The organism is Arthrobacter pityocampae (assembly GCF_002927275.1).
Lineage (GTDB): Bacteria > Actinomycetota > Actinomycetes > Actinomycetales > Micrococcaceae > Arthrobacter_D > Arthrobacter_D pityocampae.
Genome location: NZ_PRKW01000001.1, coordinates 651,886 through 668,997 on the forward strand (window position 1 = coordinate 651,886; position 17,112 = coordinate 668,997).

Below are 17,112 nucleotides of genomic sequence, written 5' to 3' on the forward strand. Positions count from 1 at the left end.
CGCCAGGAGACTCAGCGCTGGCAGACGGGACCAGAGCGGACGAAACGGCGCCGGTTGTGATCGCGGCGATGGTGAGGGGCGCAGCTGTAAGGGAGGCAGGAACTGCATCGAACGGGGCGCAAGCTCGCCGTGGAAGACCACCGACGGCGGGAGGTTCGAACGGAGCATCCGGGCTGCTGTCCATACTGAATTATCCCGACCGCCACCGACATTCTGAGGTCGCTACGGGCCGATACATGAGGCCCGACCCACTCGGGCTACGCGAGCGTCAGGGGCCGATCCTGGAGCCCGAGACGGCGCACAACGCAAGTCCCTACGAGCCGATACCGGAGGCCAGAAATCGTCGATGGCCCGGGGCCGCCACGAGCCGGCACCAGAGGGCAGACTCACCCATAATCCGAGGCCGCTACGGGCCGATGTCGGAGACCGGAAGGACTCACGACGCGCGTTGCTACCGCTCCGGAAACCCGAAGCACCCACAAGCCCCGACTGTGCGAGCCGACGCCGGAGGGCAGGAGTCATCAACGACACGAAAGGCGTCCGTCGCCCCGCCGACGTCGACGGTGCACGACGACTCCGCAGGAAGAAACAGGGACCGAAGCGGGCCTGCAGCGCACCGGCCCCTCCTCGAAGAGACCTACCGCTTGATCAGGTCCTAGCCGACGGGCGTGCCCGTGGCGAGGGCCTGGATGGCTTCGAACGTCTCGGCGCTCGTGGTGTTCTCACCGAGCAGATTCGGCTTCCCGCGCCCGTGGTAGTCGCTCGAGCCGGTCATGAGGAGCCCGCGCTGCCGCGCGATCGTCCGCAGCTTCACCCGCGCGCTCTCGGGATTGTCCCGGTGCTCCACCTCCAGGCCGAGCAGGCCGGCGTCGATCATCTCGTCGAGGACGGCCCCGCCCGCCACCGCTCCGCGTGTGAAGGCCGACGGGTGGGCGAAGACGGGGACCCCGCCGGCGTCGCGGATGAGCGCGACGGCGTGCGCGGGATGCGGTGCGTAGTGGTTGACCCAGTAGGGTGAGCGCGCGGTCAGGATGCGGTCGAAGGCCTCGGACCGCGTGGTCACCACGCCGAGCGCGATCAGGGCGTCGGCGATGTGTGGGCGTCCCACGGTGGCGCCCTCGGTGACGTGCTGCTCCACGAGCTCCCATGTGATCGGGAAGTCCTCCGCCATCAGCTCGACCATGCGCCGCGCACGCGTCAGGCGCGCGCTGCGCGACTTCTCGATCTCGGTGAGCAGTCCGGGATGCAGCGGGTCGTGCAGGTACGAGAGCACGTGCACACTGATGCCCGTGTCCGTCTTGCAGGACACCTCCATGCCGGGGACGAAGGCGATGCCCAGGGCGGTGGCCGCGGCCATGGCCCGGTCCCAGCCGGCCGTCGAGTCGTGGTCGGTCAGGGCGACGGCGTCCAGTCCGGCCGCTGCCGCGGACCCGATGAGGACCTCGGGGTCCTCGGTTCCGTCCGAGACGTTGGAGTGCGTGTGCAGGTCGATTCTCACCCGCACCAATCTACGCGCCGACGGCCTCCGGTTTCACCGGCACGACGGGTCCGCAGGCCGGACGAGGGACAGCAGCCGCCGCAGCTCATGCACGTCGTCGATGCTCAGTGCATCGAAGCGGGGCGCGATGGCGTCGATCCAGCCCCGCTGGAACTCGTCCACCTCGGCGCGCGCCTGGTCGGTCAGCGCAATGATCCGGGCCCGCGCATCGAGCGGGTCGACGTCGACCGTCACGAGGCCCGCTTGCCGGAGGTGGTCGACATGCTGGCTCACCGCCCCGGGGGTGACGTCGAGAAGCGCGGCGAGCGCGCCGACGCCGAGGCTGCCCCTGCGGGACAGCTGGTACAGGAGGTTCATCCGGGCCCGGCCGAGGCCGCGTTCGCGGAACGGGTAGGAACCCGCCGCGGCGAGATCCCGGGTCAGCGCCGACATGGTGTCGATCGCCTCGGCCAGGAACTTCTCCCGCTCGGCGTCCCGCGCTCCCTCCATCAGTAGCTCACGAGCGGCAACTGGTGCAGGAAGGTCCGGTCCTCCACCTGATGGAGGAGGAACTCCGCGAGGTCGGCGCGGCCTACGGACGTACTGGCGTCCACGCCGACCCACCCGACGCGGTACACGCCGGTGTAGGGCGTGTCCTTCAGGCGTGGCCCGCGGACGACCGTCCAGTCCAGGCCGCTTTCCTTCAGGACGCGCAGGTGCCCCTTGGCGTCCTCGAGCACCTTGGGCGACAGCAGTTTCAGCAACACCCTGATGACGCGATCGGCGGCCCGCGGCCTGTCGTGCTCGGGATCCGGCAGTCCACCGCCGGAGAGGGAAATGATGCGCCGGACGCCGTGGCGTGCCATCGCCTCGGTGATGTTGCGGGTGCCGTCGGTCTGCAGCGTGTCGGGCGACCCCTTGACCTGTCCGAAGACACTGACGACGGCGCTGCTCCCCGCGACCACGCGGTCCACGGCGTCGGCGTCCAGGACGTCGCCCTCGATCACCGTGAGGCGGGGGTCCCGGATCCGGATGCCCGACGCCGACCGCGCCAGCACCCGGACGTCGTACCCCGCCGCGAGAGCCTGCTCGAGGACGTGGCGGCCGGACCTGCCGGTGCCACCGAAGACCGCGATCGTTGCCATGGGTTTCCCTTCGTCCGAGGATGTATTCCATTTACTTTAGTTGCTAAATCTTTTGCGTGCCAGACTTTCCCGTGGCACGCCCGCGGTGGGAGGATGACGTGGTGAGCCCCGACGACACCGCATCCGCAGCCCTCAATCCCACCGACTCCCCCGAGGGCCAGCCCCTCTCGGACCGGAACGACAACCGGTCCCAGCGCCCCGATTCCGAGGCCTTCAAGGCCTTCATGGCGAGCAACTGGGCACCCGCCTCGGAGGATCTCCCCGCCGCGTCGCCCGTCGCCCCGCACGCGGCGCGCCGTCGTCGGGCGTTGTCCGACCGCTTCCCCGGCGAGCGCATCGTCATTCCCGCGGGCCCCTTCAAGGTCCGCTCGAACGACACGGACTACCGCTACCGCCCGCACTCCGGCTTCGCGCACCTGACCGGCCTCGGCCTGGACCACGAGCCCGACGCCGTGCTCGTCCTCGAGCCCGTGGAGCAGGGCACGGGCGACGACGGCGGCAACCACACCGCCACGCTGTACTTCCGCGAGGCCGCAGGACGCGACAGCGACGAGTTCTACGCCAACGCCCGCTACGGAGAGTTCTGGATCGGTCGGCGCCTGTCCATGGCGCAGATCGGGGCCCAGCTCGCGCTGAGGACCGCCGACCTCGCCGGGCTCGAGGTCGCCATCACGAAGGATGCCGGCGTGGTGGAGATCGGCGGCGTCGGCATCCGACTGCTCCGCGAGGTCGACTTCAACGCCGACGCCCTCGTGGACACCTCGCGCATCAACACCGGGGTGGATCTCGAGAAGGCCGACGCCCTCGATGCCGTGCTCGCGGAGGTGCTGTCCGAACTGCGGCTCGTCAAGGACGCCTGGGAGATCGAGCAGATGGAGGCGGCGGTGGCCGCGACCGTCGAGGGCTTCCACGAGGTGGTCCGGACCCTCCCCCGCGCCATCACGCATCCGCGGGGCGAGCGCGTCGTGGAGGGCGCGTTCTTCACGCGCGCCCGTGAGGAGGGCAACGACCTCGGGTACGACACCATCGCAGCCTCCGGTAACAACGCCACCACCCTGCACTGGATCCGCAACACGGGCCACGTCAGGGCCGGCGATCTGCTCCTGCTCGACGCCGGGGTCGAAGCCGAGAGCCTCTACACCGCGGACATCACCCGCACCCTGCCGGTCAACGGGCGGTACACCGACGTGCAGCGCAAGATCTACCAGGCGGTGCTCGACGCCGCCGACGCCGGCTTCGCGGCCGCGCAGCCCGGCCGGAAGTTCCGCGAGATCCACCTCGCTGCCGTCACCGTCCTCGCCGAGAACCTTGACAGCTGGGGGCTCCTGCCCGTCCCGCTCGAGGAGGCCCTGGCACCCGAGGGCCAGCACCACCGGCGGTGGATGCCGCACGGCACCAGCCACCACCTCGGCATGGACGTCCACGACTGCGCCCAGGCCAAGCGCGAGCTCTACCTCGACGGGGTCCTGTCCGAGGGCATGGTGTTCACCATCGAGCCGGGCCTCTACTTCAAGGCCGAGGACCTCGCCGTCCCGGCGGAATACCGCGGCATCGGCGTGCGCATCGAGGACGACATCCTGATGACGGCCGATGGCCCGGTCAACCTCAGTGCAGCCCTGCCCCGGACCCCCGGCGACGTCGAGGACTGGATGGGCGGCATCTGGGGCAGCACGGGCGAGTAGCTGCCGTCCGGCGGCCCTACGGCACGAACCGGGCAGCAGGCCGACCGGGCAGCACATGAGCCGGCCAGCTCCGAAGCCCGGCAGCACAGGGGCCAGCCAGCACCGAGGCCGGCCAGCTCCGAAACGTGGCAGGACAGAGGCCGGACAGCTCCGAAACGTGGCAGGACAGAGGCCGGACAGCACCGAAGCGTGACAGCACGAAGGCGGGGACCCGAACCGGGTCCCCGCCTTCGTGCTGTCCGGGGGGGCGAGCCGGCGTCCGCGCCCGGCTCGGACCTGGTCTAGCGCTGCCCGCCCGCCGCGGTGGAGCCGTGCCCGCCGTCGTCGTCGTTCCGCTGTCCAGGCTCTCCGGACGGAGCACTGGCCCCTCGGCCCGCCGCAGCGGAGTCCCCGGCCGTCTCACCGTCCACCCGGACGCCGTACTGCGGCCGTCCGTCCGGAAGATCGGGGAACTGTCCGCGCCGGGGGCCGGTGGTGCCGAGACCGGCGGTCTGGTCCTCCTCCGTCCCGGGCTGCTGCGGCTGGACCTGCTGAGGCTGCTGCTGACCTGCGTAGGGGTCCACCCACGAGGCGGGTCGCTGGGGCGGCTGCTGGCCCGGCGCCTGCCCCCAGGCCGAGGTGTTGGATCCGGGGTGCTGTGCCTGGCCGTTCATGGGCAGCTGCTGTAGGAGCCTGCGGGCCTCACCGGCGAGCTCCGGCTCCACGATCACGTCGTAGCTCGCCGCGATCACCTGGCTCGTCGAGGTGAAATCCCGCTTCCCCCGCTGGAACGCATACGTGATGACGCCGAAGAGCAGCCAGAAGATGGCTCCGAGGATGATCGACGAGGTGATGGTGATCCCCGACTCGCTGCCTGCGAACAGGCTGAGGATCAGTCCTACGAACAGGCCGAACCAGGCGCCCGTGGCCGCACTGCCGAGCGCCACGCGCGGGTAGCTGAGGCGCCCCGTGACCCGCTCCACGGTCTTCAGGTCGTTACCGACGATCGCCACCCTCTGCACGGCGAACTTGTGGTCGGCGAGGTAGTCGACCGCCTTCTGGGCGTCGAGGTAGCTGGTGTACCGGCCGATCGTCTCGCCCGTGGGCAGTACCCGGCCGAGGTCGCGAGAGGCTGTGGTTCCAAGTGGTGGTATGGACATGTCTCCCATTCTTGCCTAACGTCCCGACCGATGGGAGGCGTATCGCTGCAGGAGAACTACCGGCCTGCTGGGGATGCGCTGAACAGCCGCTGGACGGCCGCTGTCATGCCCTACTCCGATGCCGTCGTGTCGGGCCGCGCCCGATAACCTAGGGAGGTGACCACCAACTCCACCCGCGTCTTCGTCGCCCGGCTCCTGGGCCTCGATGTCTTCGACCCGCTCGGCGACCGTCTCGGCCGCCTGCGGGACGCCGTCGTGCTGGATCGCGGTCCCACCAAACCGCCGCAGGTCATCGGCCTCGTGGTCGAGGTGCCCGGCAAGAAGCGCGTCTTCGTGCCCATGACCCGCATCACCTCCATGGACCCGTCGCAGATCATCTGCACCGGCCTCGTCAACCTGCGCCGCTTCGAGCAGCGCGGCGCCGAGATGCTCATGGTCGCCGAGCTCTTCGACCGCCGCCTGACCCTGCGTGACGGCAGCGGCGGCGCCGTCGTCGAGGACGTCGCGATGGAGCGCAACCGGACGGGCGACTGGCACGTGTCGCAGCTGTTCGTGCGCCGCGACCTCGGCTCCCCCCTGCGCGGGCTGCGCCGCGGCGGCGAACGCCTCATCATCGACTGGCTCGACGCCTTCCACGGCACCACGGACGAACCGCAGGGTGCCACCCAGTTCGTGGCGCAGCACGAGGACCTCAAGGCCGCCGACTTCGCGGACGCGCTGCACGAGATGAACGACAAACGGCGTATCGAGGTGGCCGGCGAACTGCAGGACGACCGCCTCGCCGACGTGCTCCAGGAACTGCCCGACGACGACCAGGTCCAGATCCTGACGTCCCTGACGCGCGAACGGGCAGCCGACGTCCTCGAGGAGATGGACCCCGACGACGCCGCGGACCTCCTCAACGAGCTCCCCGAGGCGCAGAAGGAGGAGCTGCTCCAGCTCATGGAGCCCGACGACGCCGAGGACGTCCGCCGCCTGCTCGAGTACGAGGAGGACACCGCGGGATCCCTCATGACCACCGTGCCGGTCATCCTCCCGCCGGAGGCGACGGTCGCGGAGGCGCTCGCCCACGTGCGGCGCGAGGAACTGACCCCCGCGCTGGCGTCCTCGATCTTCGTCTGCCGCCCACCCCTGGAGACACCGACCGGCCGCTATCTGGGGGTTGTGCACATCCAGCAGCTGCTGCGCTACCCGCCGCCCGAGCCGCTCGGGAACATCATCGACACCGACCTCGAGGCCATCGGCGACCAGTCCGACGTCAGCGAGGTGTCCCGCATCCTCGCGACCTACAACCTGAACTCACTGCCCGTCGTCAACACGGAGGGCCGGCTCGTCGGCGCCGTCACGATCGACGACGTGCTGGACCACCTGCTGCCCGACGACTGGCGGGCACAGGACGACGCCCCCGAACAGAAGCGAGGTGATCGCCGTGGCTGAGAAGATCAGGTCGAGTTCGAGCGGATTGGACACGCCCCGGATGGTCCGGAAGCGCTTCCGGCTGAGGCCGCGGCCCAACCCGGACCGCTTCGGGAGTGCGACCGAGAACTTCGCCCGCTTCATGGGCACGCCCCAGTTCCTGCTCTACATGACGGTGTTCTGCATCATCTGGCTCGTCTGGAACAGCTTCGCGCCGGAGGACTTCCGCTTCGACAGCGCGGCGCTCGGGTTCACCGCGCTCACGCTGATGCTGTCCCTGCAGGCCTCCTACGCGGCGCCCCTGCTGCTGCTGGCCCAGAACCGGCAGGACGACCGCGACCGCGTCTCGCTGCGGCAGGACCGCCAGCGTGCCGAACGGAACCTCTCGGACACCGAGTACCTGACCCGGGAGATCGCGGAACTGCGGATCGCACTGCGGGAAGTCGCCACCCGCGACTATGTGCGCTCCGAACTCCGCTCGATCCTCGAGGAACTGCTCGAGACGACGGATGGGCAGGACATCACGCTGCAGAAGCGGAAGCCGCGCAAGCCGTCCGAAAACACCGTCAGCCTGCCCAAGGTACCGTCCGCCGGGAGGAACCAGTCCCGGTGACCCGCGAGCTGCCCACCGAGGAGGCCGTGCGCGCGTCCCTCGCCACGGTCATCGATCCCGAACTGCGCCGTCCCATCACCGAGCTCGGGATGCTCGAGTCCGTGGAGATCGAAGGACGGACGGTGCGGATCCGGGTCCTGCTGACCATTGCGGGCTGCCCGCTGCGCGAGACCATCACGCACGACGCCGAGGAGGCGCTCACCGCCGTCGACGGCGTGGACGGCGTCGAAGTGTACCTCGGCGTCATGAACCAGGGGCAGCGCGACGCGCTGAAGGAGCAGCTGAAAGGGGCGGGCGGCCGCCGCGGCATCCCCTTCAACGATCCGGAGTCGCTGACGCGGGTCTATGCGGTGGCGAGCGGCAAGGGTGGCGTCGGCAAGTCGAGCGTCACGGTGAATCTTGCCGTCGCGATGGCCGCCCGAGGGCTCCGCGTGGGCATCGTGGACGCCGACGTCTACGGCTTCTCCGTCCCCGCCCTCATGGGCATCACGCAGCAGCCCACCCGGGTGGACGAGCTCATCCTGCCGCCCGTCGCCCACGGCGTGAAGGTCATCTCCATCGGGATGTTCGTCGAGGGCAACCAGCCCATCTCCTGGCGCGGCCCCATGCTGCACCGGGCCCTGGAACAGTTCCTCACGGACGTCTACTTCGGTGACCTGGACGCCCTGTTCCTCGATCTCCCGCCGGGCACCGGAGACATCGCGATCTCCGTCGCCCAGCTGCTGCCGGCCTCCGAGCTCCTGGTCGTCACCACGCCGCAGAGCGCTGCAGCGGACGTCGCCGAGCGGGCGGGTGCCATGGCCGCGCAGACCGGGCAGGGCGTCGCGGGAGTCATCGAGAACATGTCCTGGCTCGAGCTCCCCGACGGCACGAGACTGGAGGTGTTCGGCGCCGGCGGCGGCAGCGCGGTCGCCGCCCGGCTGTCGACCACGCTCGATTCCCCGGTCCCGCTGCTCGGCAGCATCCCGCTCGACGTCGCCCTCCGCGAGGGCGGCGACGCCGGCGTGCCGCTCGTCCTGCAGAACGGCGGATCGGCGGCCGCCGCGGAACTGACCTCCATCGCCGCCGCGCTCGCGCGACGGCCCCGCGGTCTGGCCGGCTTGAAGCTGCCCGTCAGCGTCCGCTGACAGGAACACCGCGGAACGAGTCCTAGGTCGCCTCGAGATCGTAGGGTGCGGACTGTCCCGCCGAGAGCCGCGGGCCGACCGGCACGGACAGCGCGGGTCGGACGGCAGCGGGCGCGACGGCCGGCGCGACGGGCCGGGGCGCGCCGCTGTTCACGGGCTTGAAGGCGTCCTCGACGTCGTCGAGCAGCGCTTCCTTGATGATGCGCCGGGGATCGTACTGGCGCGGATCGAGCTTCCGCCAGTCCACCTCGTCGAGTTCGGGGCCCACTTCCTCGCGGAGTTGCTCCCGTGCCCCGGTCGCCATGCGCCGGAGCCCCTTCACGAGCCGGGCGAGCTGGGCAGCGTACTCCGGAAGCCGCTCCGGGCCGAGTACCATGACGGCGATCAGCACCAGTACCACGAGTTCGAGACCGTTGATTCCCAACACGTGAAAAGACTACCTTCCCGTCCCGTGCCGGACCTATCCGCCGTCGTCCTGCGGATGGGTGATCATCGACAGGCCGCGCACGATGCGCTCCACCATGGAGTCCCCCTGCCCCTGCATGGAGGGCGAGAGCTGCGCGTGCTCCGTGGTGACGAGCTGGCTGAGCGTCTGTGGCATGGCGGCCGGGGGAAGATCCGAGACGACGGTGTACGTGACCGACGGCGAATCGAGGACCGCCTGCCATGGCGCTCCGGCACGGACCCAGACGTCCTGGACGGACCCGCCGATGTGCTCGAAGCCGTCCGCGGCCACGCTGTTGCCGGTCACCGCGTTGAGGGGCGTCGGCGCAGCACCGCGGTCCACGGTGGCGCCGACCTTTCGCTGCTCGTAGACGGTCACGGTGGCGCCGTCGTTCTCGAGGACGAGTTCGAGCGTCGGCCTGCCGTCCACGGTGATCCCCTCCGCGCTCTGCAGCGTGAAGCCGAGCGCCTCGAGCTCCGGGCAGTACCAGCCTCCGTCCCGGAGCGTCTCGAGCTGGTCCGTGTCGAGGTAGGTGGGGGTCCGGGGGGCGACCGACTCCCAGCCCGATCGCAGCGCCGTCGTCCCGACCGCCGCCGTCGCCACCGGACGTGCCTCCGCCCCCACCACGTAGGCGGAGACGAGGACGGCGGCCGCGACGGCGGCGGCACCGCCGGCCAAGGCGAGGGCCGGGCGGCGACGGCGAGGAGCGTGCCCGTGGTGGTCGCGGACGACGGCCGCGCTCGACCCCCCGACGGGCCCCCAAGGGTCCGGGAAGTCTGCAGTTCGGGCTGTCCCGGCTGATCCTGCGGATCCCTTGGATCCGGACGAGAGGAGCCTGCGCTGGAAATCGGGGTGGGGGTGCGGACGGCTCAGGCCCAGCAGCGTACTCTTCAGTCCGCGCACCCGCTCGAGGGCGGCCGCGCAGGACGGGCAGCGGGAGACGTGACGTTCGACGGCGATGCGCCGCCGGTCCGACAACTCACCGTCCACGAGGTCCTGCAGGGAGCGCCGGGGATGGAGCACGGCGCTCAGCCCAGGCCCGCGACCCGCGGGACACCCAGGGCCGAACCGCCCGCTCCGGCCGCGCGGGGGTCGCGGTGCGCGAGCTTCTCCCGCAGCATCGTCCGGCCCCGATGGATGCGTGAGCGCACGGTGCCGAGCTTGACCCCGAGCACCCGAGCCACCTCGTCGTACGCAAGGCCTTCGAGGTCGCAGAGCACCACGGCCGCACGGAAGTCCGGGGGCAGTTCCTCAAGGGCGGCCTGCACGTCGATGTCGAGGTTGTTGAACTCGAAGCTGCGCTCGGGGCCGGGGTGCTTGCTGGGTAGGCGGCTCTCCGCCTCCTCCGTCAGCCCGTCGAAGCGGATGCGGGTCTTCCGGCGCGCCTGGTCGAGGAAGAGATTCGTGGTGATGCGGTGCAGCCAGCCGTCCAGGGTGCCCGGCTTGAAGTTCGCGAGGGACCTGAACACCCGGACGAAGACCTCCTGCGTGAGGTCCTCGGCGTCGAACCTGTTGCCGGTGAGGCGGTAGGCCAGCCGGTAGACCTTGGGAGAGTGGTTGGTCACGACTTCCTCCCAGGACGGTGGCACCCAGGGGTTGCCGTGCTCATCGAGGATCGGCGCATCCGCGGCCGGGGTCGAATCCCCGGCTGCCCGGGCCGCCTTCACACTGGACATCCTGTTCCCCTCTTCGCCTCGACTTCCGCACCTGCCCGTCCGTCGCCGTGAGGCTCGAACGGTGATACCAGGGATTCGAGACTGTGCTCGCGCCGGATGTCCTGAAGAAAAAGTCTTTCCCATCAAGCTGGGAACTCACTGGCAGGGTGCCGGGCACATGTCCGGGTGTGCCGGGCCGGCCCGCATGGAAGTGTGCCTGCGCCGCACAGTAGTGTTGGGGCGGGGCCGGGCCTGCCGCCGGCCCCAAAATCTTCCGCCCTCACAGAATGGATGTCCATGGCCGCCGACAAACACAGCAGCTGGTCCTACACCGAAGGACTCCCCGAGGAGGACGATACGCTGCTCAGGGCGCGTGACCGCTCCCACGAACTCGGCGTGACCCCGGTGACGCCGGCAGTCGGGGCGGCGCTGACCGTGCTCGCGGCGGCCTCGAAGGCGACGACGGCGGTGGAGGTCGGCGCCGGCGCGGGCGTCTCCGGCGTGTGCCTGCTGCGCGGCCTCGGCCGGAACGCGGTCCTGACGACCATCGATTCCGACGTGGACCACCTCCGGGCCGCACGGGAGGCGTACATGGAAGCGGGCATCCCCTCGAACCGCACGCGGACCATCTCGGGGCGCGCAGCGGACGTGCTGCCGCGCCTCACCGACGCCGCCTACGATTTGGTCTTCATCGACGCCGACAAGCCGGGGCTCCCCGCGTACGTGGAGCAGGCCACCCGCCTCCTGAAGGACGGCGGCATCCTGATCGTCAACGACGCGCTGGACCAGGACCGGGTGGCGGAACCTGCCGTTCGCGAACAGTCCACCAACACCCTGCGTCAGGTGGGCCGGATGGTCCGCGAGAACGACGCCCTCGTGTCGGCGCTCCTGCCCACCGGCAGTGGACTCCTCCTGGCGGTCAAGCAGCGCGCCTGACCGATGGTGCCCTAGCGCGCGAGCTGGTTCGTGACGTCGAGCAGGCAGTCCTTGAGGCGGCCTGCCTCCTCGGCGTTGAGTTCGACGACGAGGCGTCCACCGCCGTCGATCGGCACCCGCATGATGAGGCTGCGCCCCTCCTTGGTGACTTCCATCGGTCCATCGCCGGTTCGCGGTTTCATGGCAGCCATGGGGGTGTCCCTTTCAACAGGGCGCAGACGCGGTCAGCGGCAGCGCAACAGTAAACGGTGCTCCACCGCGGCGACCCGTACAGGGCCCCGATGTGCACGTCATCACCTTTATTATTCAGCACAAATCCTGCTCCTGCTAATTCAGGTGCGGCGTGGATCACAATCATGGGGGATAATCGCCGTCTGCGCCCGTCGGGGTCCAAGCCCACAGCCAGTCCACCCATAGGAACTGGAGCACCACGCATACCGGCAGGAGCACCCAGAGGGGGCGTCCCCTGCGCGGGGTCGCGACCGCCAGTGCCAGCGGGAACAGTGGCAGCAGGATGCGCCAGGTGCTCGACTGAGGGTCCCAGAACGCGGCGAGGTAGAGCAGGTACGCGGCGCACCAGGCGCCGGGCACGCGTCCGATCGAGCGAACGGACGGCGCGAGGGACAACCCGACCACGCCGACCACGAGCCCGACGACCACCAGCGCCCCGGCCGCGGGCCCGACGACGGCGGCCGGCGCCTCGAACCAGGGCAGGAACGGGACCAGCGCCTCACCCCGCCAGGCCGTCTCCGTATCGACGTAGGCCGTGGGCCGGCCCGTGACCACCCAGGCGATGAGCGGCCAGGCGACCGCCGCGGCGGAGGAGACGACGCCGAGCAGGAACAGCGGGAGGGTGCGTGCCGCCGCCTCGTCGCGGACCTCGGGGTCGCTGCCGCGGCGTGCGATCCACAGCGCCTGGAGGAACAGAAGGCCCACCGCGATCGCGAACGGCACGCCCGCCGGGCGCGCCAGTCCCAGGAGGACCGCCACCGGCATGGCCGCGACGTAGCGGCCGCTCGCGACGAGGTACAGCGCCGACGCCAGCAGCAGCAGGTGCAGCGATTCCGCGTACGGCACCTGCAGGATGGCGGCGACGGGGGCGAGGGATACGACGGCGACCCCCGCGAGCGCCGTCCGATGCTCCGCGCGCAGCCTGAACAGACGGTAGATGACGAGCGACGCCGCAGCGGCCGACGCCACCGACACCACCGGGGCAAGAACTCCCCACTCCAGACCGGTGGCCGCCGCCAGACCGCGCACGAGCCCCGGGTACAGGGGGTAGAACGCCCACTGGTTGTGGGTGACCGCGCCCAGGGCGTCCTGCGGCAGCCCGGTGGGATAGCCCTCACGGAAGATGCGCTCGTACCAGCCGCTGTCCCAGAAGTTGATGAACGTGCCGTAGCCCGGGGCGGGACCGGCCCACGGGCTGGGACCCTGGCGTGCCGCCGCGAGCAGGAAGATGGCGGTGGACACGAGGCGTCCGACGGCGAAGACCGCCAGGACCTGCACGACCCAGGGCACCCGGGGCCTGCGCGGCGAGTGGTCGGCTCCAGCCGTCGCGACCGGCGCTCCGGTCTCTCCGGTCTCTCCGGTCCGCGTTCGGCTCACGCGGGGCCGTCGTCGGGCGGGGTGCCGACTGGCGGGGTGCCGTCGGGCGGGTTGCCGTCGTTTGGCGCGCTGCCAGCCATCCCGCCGGTACCCGCGGATGCCCCCGTCGAGGTGCGGACCCAGCAGTCCCGGAGGTGATCGTCGACGTAGCCGGTGGCCTGCAGCATGGCGTAGGCCGTCGTCGGTCCCACGAAGCGGAAGCCGAGGCCGCGGAGGTCGCGGGCCAGCGCTGTACTCTCGGCGGTGATCGAGGGGACGTCGGCGAGGGTGGCGGGGGCAGGACCGGCCGCGGGGCGGTGCCGGCCGAGCACCGAGCCGAGGGTGGTACCCGCCGGGAGTGCGAGGAGCGCCCGTGCGTTGATGATCGTCGCGTCGATCTTCTGCCGGTTCCGGACGATCCCGGCGTCGGCCATGAGGCGTTCGACGTCGTGCCCGTCGAAGGACGCCACCGCCTCCGGGACGAACCCGGCGAAGGCCCGGCGGAACGCCTCCCGCTTCCGCAGGATGGTGATCCAGCTCAGGCCGGACTGGAAGGCCTCGAGGCTCAGCCGTTCGAACAGTCCGGTCTCATCCCGGACGGGGCGGCCCCACTCGAGGTCGTGGTACTGCTCGTAGTCGGTGCTGGAGACCGCCCACCCGCACCGCAGCCGGCCGTCCGAGCCGGGGACGGCGCCGCTCATCGCCGGGCATCCTGCACGGCGAGCTGCGAGCGCAGCTCACTGATGGCGACGTCCCGCTCGGCGAGTGCCGCGGCCAGGCGGTCGAGGACCTCGTCCACCTGGTCCATACGGTAGCCGCGGAGGCCGAGGCCGAACCGTACGGCGTCGACATCCGGTGCGGTCGGGTGCTCGGGCAGCAGGACGGGGGGAAGGCTCGCCACCGGCTCGACCAGCCCGAGACCGTCCGGCCGGGACCCCGCACCCGTCCGGCCGCCGTCGTCCTCCGCGGGTCCGCCGCCGCGGCGGGTGCCCGAGCCGGCGCGCGATGCCACGGCCATGCGCCGGAGCGGCGCCGGAAACGGGCGCCCCGAGGCGAGGACGGCGGTCCCGCCCACGAGCAGGACGGCGAGGATCACCAGGAAGATAGTCACACCGCAATGGTGCCAGAATCGCCTGTCAGGAGTGTCCGGAAGCGGCGGTCGGGGCCTCGGGGTGTCGCGTCGTGGCCGCGACGATCCGCACCGCCTCCTCCGCCGTGTCGACGAGCTGCAGCAGCGAGAGATCCTTCTCGGAGATGGTGCCCTCGGCGAGCAGCGTGCCCTCGATCCAGTCGATCAGCGGGCGCCAGTAGTCGACGCCGATGAGCACGATCGGGAAGGACGTGACCTTGCGTGTCTGGACGAGGGTCATCGCCTCGAACAATTCGTCGAGGGTCCCGAAGCCGCCCGGCAGCACGATGAAGCCGTTGGCGTACTTGACGAACATCGTCTTCCGGGCGAAGAAGTACCGGAAGTTGATACCCAGGTCCACCCACTCGTTCATCCCCTGCTCGAAGGGCAGCTCGATGCCGAGGCCCACGGACACCCCGCCCGCCTCGCAGGCACCCTTGTTCGCAGCCTCCATGGCACCCGGGCCTCCCCCGGTGATGACGGCGTACCCGGCGTCCACGAGACGCCGGCCCACCTCCTCGCCGATCGCGTAGAAGGACGAGTCCCGCGGGGTGCGGGCCGAGCCGAACACGCTGATGGCCGGGCCGAGGTCGGCGAGCGTGCCGAAGCCCTCCACGAATTCGCTCTGGATGCGCAGCACGCGCCAGGGGTCGGTGCGGGTGAACCCCCCACTGGGATCGGCGTCCAGCAGCATGCTGTCGGACTGCGGCGCCCCCGCCTGGCCTCGCCGCAGTTCCACCGGGCCCTTGTGCCGCGTCGCCCTCACCGGCGCGCCGTTCGCACGGGCGCGGTAGGTGCCGTTCGTAGCCTGTACCCCGGGACCGTCGGGCGTCGCCGGCACGGCGCCGTCGTCTGCGCTGGAGGGTCCGGTGTGCTCACCGGCCGGGGACTGCTGGAAGGAAGACATTGTCCTAGGCTAACCACTCCGTGGACAGTCGGCGCCGGTCGGAAACACAACGGGCCCCTGGTTGCACTTTAATCACAATCACCCGCATTCCCTCCCGGTGTATTGCTGGAGAGGAATAGTTCGCTACATTTCTCCCATGACACGTGAACAGGAACCGACTACCCCCGCGTCCTCGGGAACCCCCCTCGTCTCACTCAAGAACGTGAACAAGCACTTCGGGGACCTCCACGTCCTGCGCGACATCAACCTGCAGGTCGGACGCGGCGAGGTCGTGGTGGTCATCGGGCCGTCCGGGTCCGGGAAGTCGACCCTGTGCCGCGCGATCAATCGGCTCGAGACCATCGACGACGGCGAGATCGCCATCGACGGCAAGGTCCTCCCCGCGGAGGGCAAGGCCCTCGCGAAGCTGCGGGCCGACGTCGGGATGGTGTTCCAGTCCTTCAACCTCTTCGCCCACAAGTCGATCCTCCAGAACGTGACCCTCGGCCCGATCAAGGTACGGGGCATGAAGGGCGCCGAGGCCAAGGAACTCGCGATGTCGCTGCTCACGCGCGTCGGCGTCGACAACCAGGCGCAGAAGCTCCCCGCCCAGCTGTCCGGCGGCCAGCAGCAGCGCGTCGCGATCGCCCGGGCCCTCGCCATGCAGCCCAAGGTGATGCTGTTCGACGAACCCACCTCGGCGCTCGACCCGGAGATGATCAACGAGGTCCTCGACGCCATGGTGTCGCTCGCCAAGGAGGGCATGACCATGATCGTCGTGACGCACGAGATGGGCTTCGCCCGCCGCGCCGCCGACCGCGTGATCTTCATGGCCGACGGCCAGATCATGGAGGAAGCCACGCCCGAGGAGTTCTTCACCAATCCCCGGAGCGATCGCGCCAAGGAGTTCCTCGGCAAGATCCTCTCGCACTGACCCCCACACCAGAACCCACGAGGGCCTCCCGAGGCCGCGACGCAAGGAGAACCAATGCGAAAGACCCGATATGCAGCAGCCGCGGTGGCTGCGGTGGCCGCACTCACGCTGTCCGCCTGTGGTGGCGGCGACAGCGCCGAGAGTGAGGGCGGCGGCGCGAGCGGCAGCGCCGACAGCCTCCGGATCGGCATCAAGTTCGACCAGCCCGGCCTCGGCTACGACGAGGGCGGCTCCTACTCCGGTTTCGACGTCGACGTCGCGAAGTACGTGGCCACCGAACTCGGGGTGTCCGAGGAGAACATCGAGTTCGTCGAAGCCCCCTCGGCAAACCGCGAGAACCTGCTGCAAAACGAGCAGGTGGATATGATCTTCGCGACCTACTCGATCACCGACACCCGCAAGGAGACCGTGGACTTCGCGGGACCCTACTTCATCGCCGGCCAGGACCTCCTCGTCCCGACGGACAGCGACATCACGGGCCCGGAGGACCTCGAGGGCAAGAACCTCTGCTCGGTCACGGGCTCCACCTCGGCCCAGAAGATCAAGGACCAGTACCCGGGCGTGCAGCTCGTCGAGCAGCCCGGCTACGCCGAGTGCGTCACGGCGATGGGCGGCGGCCAGATCGACGCCGTCACCACCGATGACATCATCCTCGCCGGCCTGGCCGCGCAGGAGTCCAACGCCGGCAAGTTCAAGGTGGTCGGCAACACCTTCTCGGAGGAGAAGTACGGGGTCGGCCTGCCCAAGGGCAGCGACCGCTGCGAGGACATCAACGCGGCCATCACCAAGATGATCGACGACAAAGCCTGGGAAGAGGCGATCACCAGCAACACCGAGGGTGCCGACTACACCTACAACGCGGAGCTGAACCCGCCCACGCCCGAGCCCTGCGCCTAGCATCGCTCCCCGTGCCGGGGTGGTCCCCGGACCGCCCCGGCACG

Annotated in this window: 19 protein-coding genes; 7 read left to right on the forward strand and 12 right to left on the reverse strand. The window is 70.2% G+C overall.

The genetic code is table 11. The annotated features are described in order from the left end of the window. Nucleotides 1-655: 655 nt before the first annotated feature. From C4K88_RS03045 to C4K88_RS03055, 3 genes are read right to left on the reverse strand one after another with little or no spacing between them, the layout of a single operon-like run. Nucleotides 656-1,498 (reverse strand): PHP domain-containing protein, encoded by an 843-nt coding sequence (locus C4K88_RS03045; RefSeq protein WP_104120119.1) that lies wholly within the window; start codon nt 1,496-1,498, stop codon nt 656-658. A gap of 33 nt (nt 1,499-1,531) precedes the next feature. After that, on the reverse strand, nt 1,532-1,987 hold the full coding sequence (locus tag C4K88_RS03050) for a MarR family winged helix-turn-helix transcriptional regulator (protein WP_104120120.1): 456 nt from the start codon (nt 1,985-1,987) through the stop codon (nt 1,532-1,534). Further along, nucleotides 1,987-2,622, reverse strand: coding sequence for an NAD(P)-dependent oxidoreductase (locus tag C4K88_RS03055; RefSeq protein WP_104120121.1), 636 nt, complete (start codon nt 2,620-2,622; stop codon nt 1,987-1,989). The genes C4K88_RS03050 and C4K88_RS03055 overlap by 1 nt, the downstream gene beginning before the upstream one ends. A 101-nt stretch (nt 2,623-2,723) precedes the next feature. On the opposite strand from C4K88_RS03055, the gene C4K88_RS03060 reads away from it, so the two are divergent. After that, complete coding sequence (locus C4K88_RS03060) at nt 2,724-4,304, forward strand: aminopeptidase P family protein (protein ID WP_104120122.1); 1,581 nt, start codon at nt 2,724-2,726, stop codon at nt 4,302-4,304. Between the two features lie 281 nt (nt 4,305-4,585). On the opposite strand, the gene C4K88_RS03065 is transcribed toward C4K88_RS03060, so the two are convergent. After that, nucleotides 4,586-5,443, reverse strand: coding sequence for a general stress protein (locus C4K88_RS03065; protein ID WP_174705199.1), 858 nt, complete (start codon nt 5,441-5,443; stop codon nt 4,586-4,588). A 156-nt stretch (nt 5,444-5,599) separates the two neighbouring features. Here C4K88_RS03065 and C4K88_RS03070 point away from each other — a divergent pair, with 156 nt between their 5' ends. Genes C4K88_RS03070 through C4K88_RS03080 form a run of 3 tightly spaced genes read left to right on the forward strand, consistent with a single transcriptional unit; the run spans nt 5,600 to nt 8,599 of the window. Further along, nucleotides 5,600-6,880: a magnesium transporter MgtE N-terminal domain-containing protein gene (locus tag C4K88_RS03070; protein ID WP_104120123.1), complete on the forward strand. Its 1,281-nt coding sequence runs from the start codon at nt 5,600-5,602 to the stop codon at nt 6,878-6,880. Between the two features lie 40 nt (nt 6,881-6,920). Continuing rightward, complete coding sequence (locus C4K88_RS03075; protein ID WP_104120319.1) at nt 6,921-7,472, forward strand: DUF1003 domain-containing protein; 552 nt, start codon at nt 6,921-6,923, stop codon at nt 7,470-7,472. Next, the gene (locus tag C4K88_RS03080; RefSeq protein ID WP_241521673.1) at nt 7,469-8,599 is read left to right on the forward strand and encodes an Mrp/NBP35 family ATP-binding protein; all 1,131 of its coding nucleotides are present in this window, start codon (nt 7,469-7,471) and stop codon (nt 8,597-8,599) included. Before C4K88_RS03075 ends, C4K88_RS03080 begins: the two co-directional genes overlap by 4 nt. A 22-nt stretch (nt 8,600-8,621) precedes the next feature. Here C4K88_RS03080 and C4K88_RS03085 read toward each other — a convergent pair whose 3' ends face one another. The 3 genes from C4K88_RS03085 to sigE are packed head-to-tail and all read right to left on the reverse strand — an operon-like array spanning nt 8,622 to nt 10,720. Next, the gene (locus C4K88_RS03085) at nt 8,622-9,026 is read right to left on the reverse strand and encodes a twin-arginine translocase TatA/TatE family subunit (protein WP_104120124.1); all 405 of its coding nucleotides are present in this window, start codon (nt 9,024-9,026) and stop codon (nt 8,622-8,624) included. A gap of 33 nt (nt 9,027-9,059) precedes the next feature. Further along, the gene (locus C4K88_RS03090) at nt 9,060-10,067 is read right to left on the reverse strand and encodes an anti-sigma factor family protein (RefSeq protein ID WP_167398956.1); all 1,008 of its coding nucleotides are present in this window, start codon (nt 10,065-10,067) and stop codon (nt 9,060-9,062) included. 5 nt (nt 10,068-10,072) lie between these two features. After that, complete coding sequence (sigE, locus tag C4K88_RS03095; protein ID WP_104120126.1) at nt 10,073-10,720, reverse strand: RNA polymerase sigma factor SigE; 648 nt, start codon at nt 10,718-10,720, stop codon at nt 10,073-10,075. A gap of 276 nt (nt 10,721-10,996) precedes the next feature. Here sigE and C4K88_RS03100 point away from each other — a divergent pair, with 276 nt between their 5' ends. Next, the gene (locus C4K88_RS03100) at nt 10,997-11,635 is read left to right on the forward strand and encodes an O-methyltransferase (protein WP_104120127.1); all 639 of its coding nucleotides are present in this window, start codon (nt 10,997-10,999) and stop codon (nt 11,633-11,635) included. 11 nt (nt 11,636-11,646) lie between these two features. On the opposite strand, the gene C4K88_RS03105 is transcribed toward C4K88_RS03100, so the two are convergent. The 5 genes from C4K88_RS03105 to C4K88_RS03125 all read right to left on the reverse strand — a co-directional run bounded on the left by C4K88_RS03105 (nt 11,647) and on the right by C4K88_RS03125 (nt 15,258). Continuing rightward, a complete protein-coding gene (locus tag C4K88_RS03105) occupies nt 11,647-11,826 on the reverse strand; it encodes a DUF3117 domain-containing protein (RefSeq protein ID WP_043441012.1) in 180 nt (59 codons plus the stop codon). A 163-nt stretch (nt 11,827-11,989) separates the two neighbouring features. Further along, nucleotides 11,990-13,156 carry a hypothetical protein gene (locus tag C4K88_RS03110; RefSeq protein ID WP_104120128.1) on the reverse strand — a complete coding sequence of 389 codons (1,167 nt, stop codon included), beginning with the start codon at nt 13,154-13,156 and terminating at the stop codon, nt 11,990-11,992. Nucleotides 13,157-13,239: 83 nt separating this feature from the next. After that, nucleotides 13,240-13,923 carry a DNA-3-methyladenine glycosylase I gene (locus C4K88_RS03115; protein WP_104120129.1) on the reverse strand — a complete coding sequence of 228 codons (684 nt, stop codon included), beginning with the start codon at nt 13,921-13,923 and terminating at the stop codon, nt 13,240-13,242. After that, entirely contained in the window at nt 13,920-14,333 is a 414-nt protein-coding gene (locus C4K88_RS03120; RefSeq protein ID WP_241521674.1) for a DivIVA domain-containing protein, read from the reverse strand. Before C4K88_RS03120 ends, C4K88_RS03115 begins: the two co-directional genes overlap by 4 nt. A gap of 25 nt (nt 14,334-14,358) precedes the next feature. Further along, nucleotides 14,359-15,258 carry an LOG family protein gene (locus C4K88_RS03125; protein WP_104120130.1) on the reverse strand — a complete coding sequence of 300 codons (900 nt, stop codon included), beginning with the start codon at nt 15,256-15,258 and terminating at the stop codon, nt 14,359-14,361. A 136-nt stretch (nt 15,259-15,394) separates the two neighbouring features. Here C4K88_RS03125 and C4K88_RS03130 point away from each other — a divergent pair, with 136 nt between their 5' ends. After that, on the forward strand, nt 15,395-16,171 hold the full coding sequence (locus C4K88_RS03130; RefSeq protein WP_104120131.1) for an amino acid ABC transporter ATP-binding protein: 777 nt from the start codon (nt 15,395-15,397) through the stop codon (nt 16,169-16,171). Between the two features lie 54 nt (nt 16,172-16,225). Further along, nucleotides 16,226-17,068 (forward strand): glutamate ABC transporter substrate-binding protein, encoded by an 843-nt coding sequence (locus C4K88_RS03135; protein WP_104120132.1) that lies wholly within the window; start codon nt 16,226-16,228, stop codon nt 17,066-17,068. The last annotated feature ends 44 nt before the right edge of the window (nt 17,069-17,112 follow it).

Bases quoted from the DNA above. Each gene is read 5' to 3' on its own strand.
- C4K88_RS03055 (WP_104120121.1), bottom strand. From the start codon at position 2,622: ATGGCAACGATCGCGGTCTTCGGTGGCACCGGCAGGTCCGGCCGCCAC.
- C4K88_RS03135 (WP_104120132.1), top strand. From the start codon at position 16,226: ATGCGAAAGACCCGATATGCAGCAGCCGCGGTGGCTGCGGTGGCCGCA.
- C4K88_RS03065 (WP_174705199.1), bottom strand. From the start codon at position 5,443: ATGTCCATACCACCACTTGGAACCACAGCCTCTCGCGACCTCGGCCGG.
- C4K88_RS03115 (WP_104120129.1), bottom strand. From the start codon at position 13,923: ATGAGCGGCGCCGTCCCCGGCTCGGACGGCCGGCTGCGGTGCGGGTGG.
- sigE (WP_104120126.1), bottom strand. From the start codon at position 10,720: ATGTCCAGTGTGAAGGCGGCCCGGGCAGCCGGGGATTCGACCCCGGCC.
- C4K88_RS03125 (WP_104120130.1), bottom strand. From the start codon at position 15,258: ATGTCTTCCTTCCAGCAGTCCCCGGCCGGTGAGCACACCGGACCCTCC.
- C4K88_RS03130 (WP_104120131.1), top strand. From the start codon at position 15,395: ATGACACGTGAACAGGAACCGACTACCCCCGCGTCCTCGGGAACCCCC.
- C4K88_RS03075 (WP_104120319.1), top strand. From the start codon at position 6,921: ATGGTCCGGAAGCGCTTCCGGCTGAGGCCGCGGCCCAACCCGGACCGC.
- C4K88_RS03100 (WP_104120127.1), top strand. From the start codon at position 10,997: ATGGCCGCCGACAAACACAGCAGCTGGTCCTACACCGAAGGACTCCCC.
- C4K88_RS03105 (WP_043441012.1), bottom strand. From the start codon at position 11,826: ATGGCTGCCATGAAACCGCGAACCGGCGATGGACCGATGGAAGTCACC.
- C4K88_RS03050 (WP_104120120.1), bottom strand. From the start codon at position 1,987: ATGGAGGGAGCGCGGGACGCCGAGCGGGAGAAGTTCCTGGCCGAGGCG.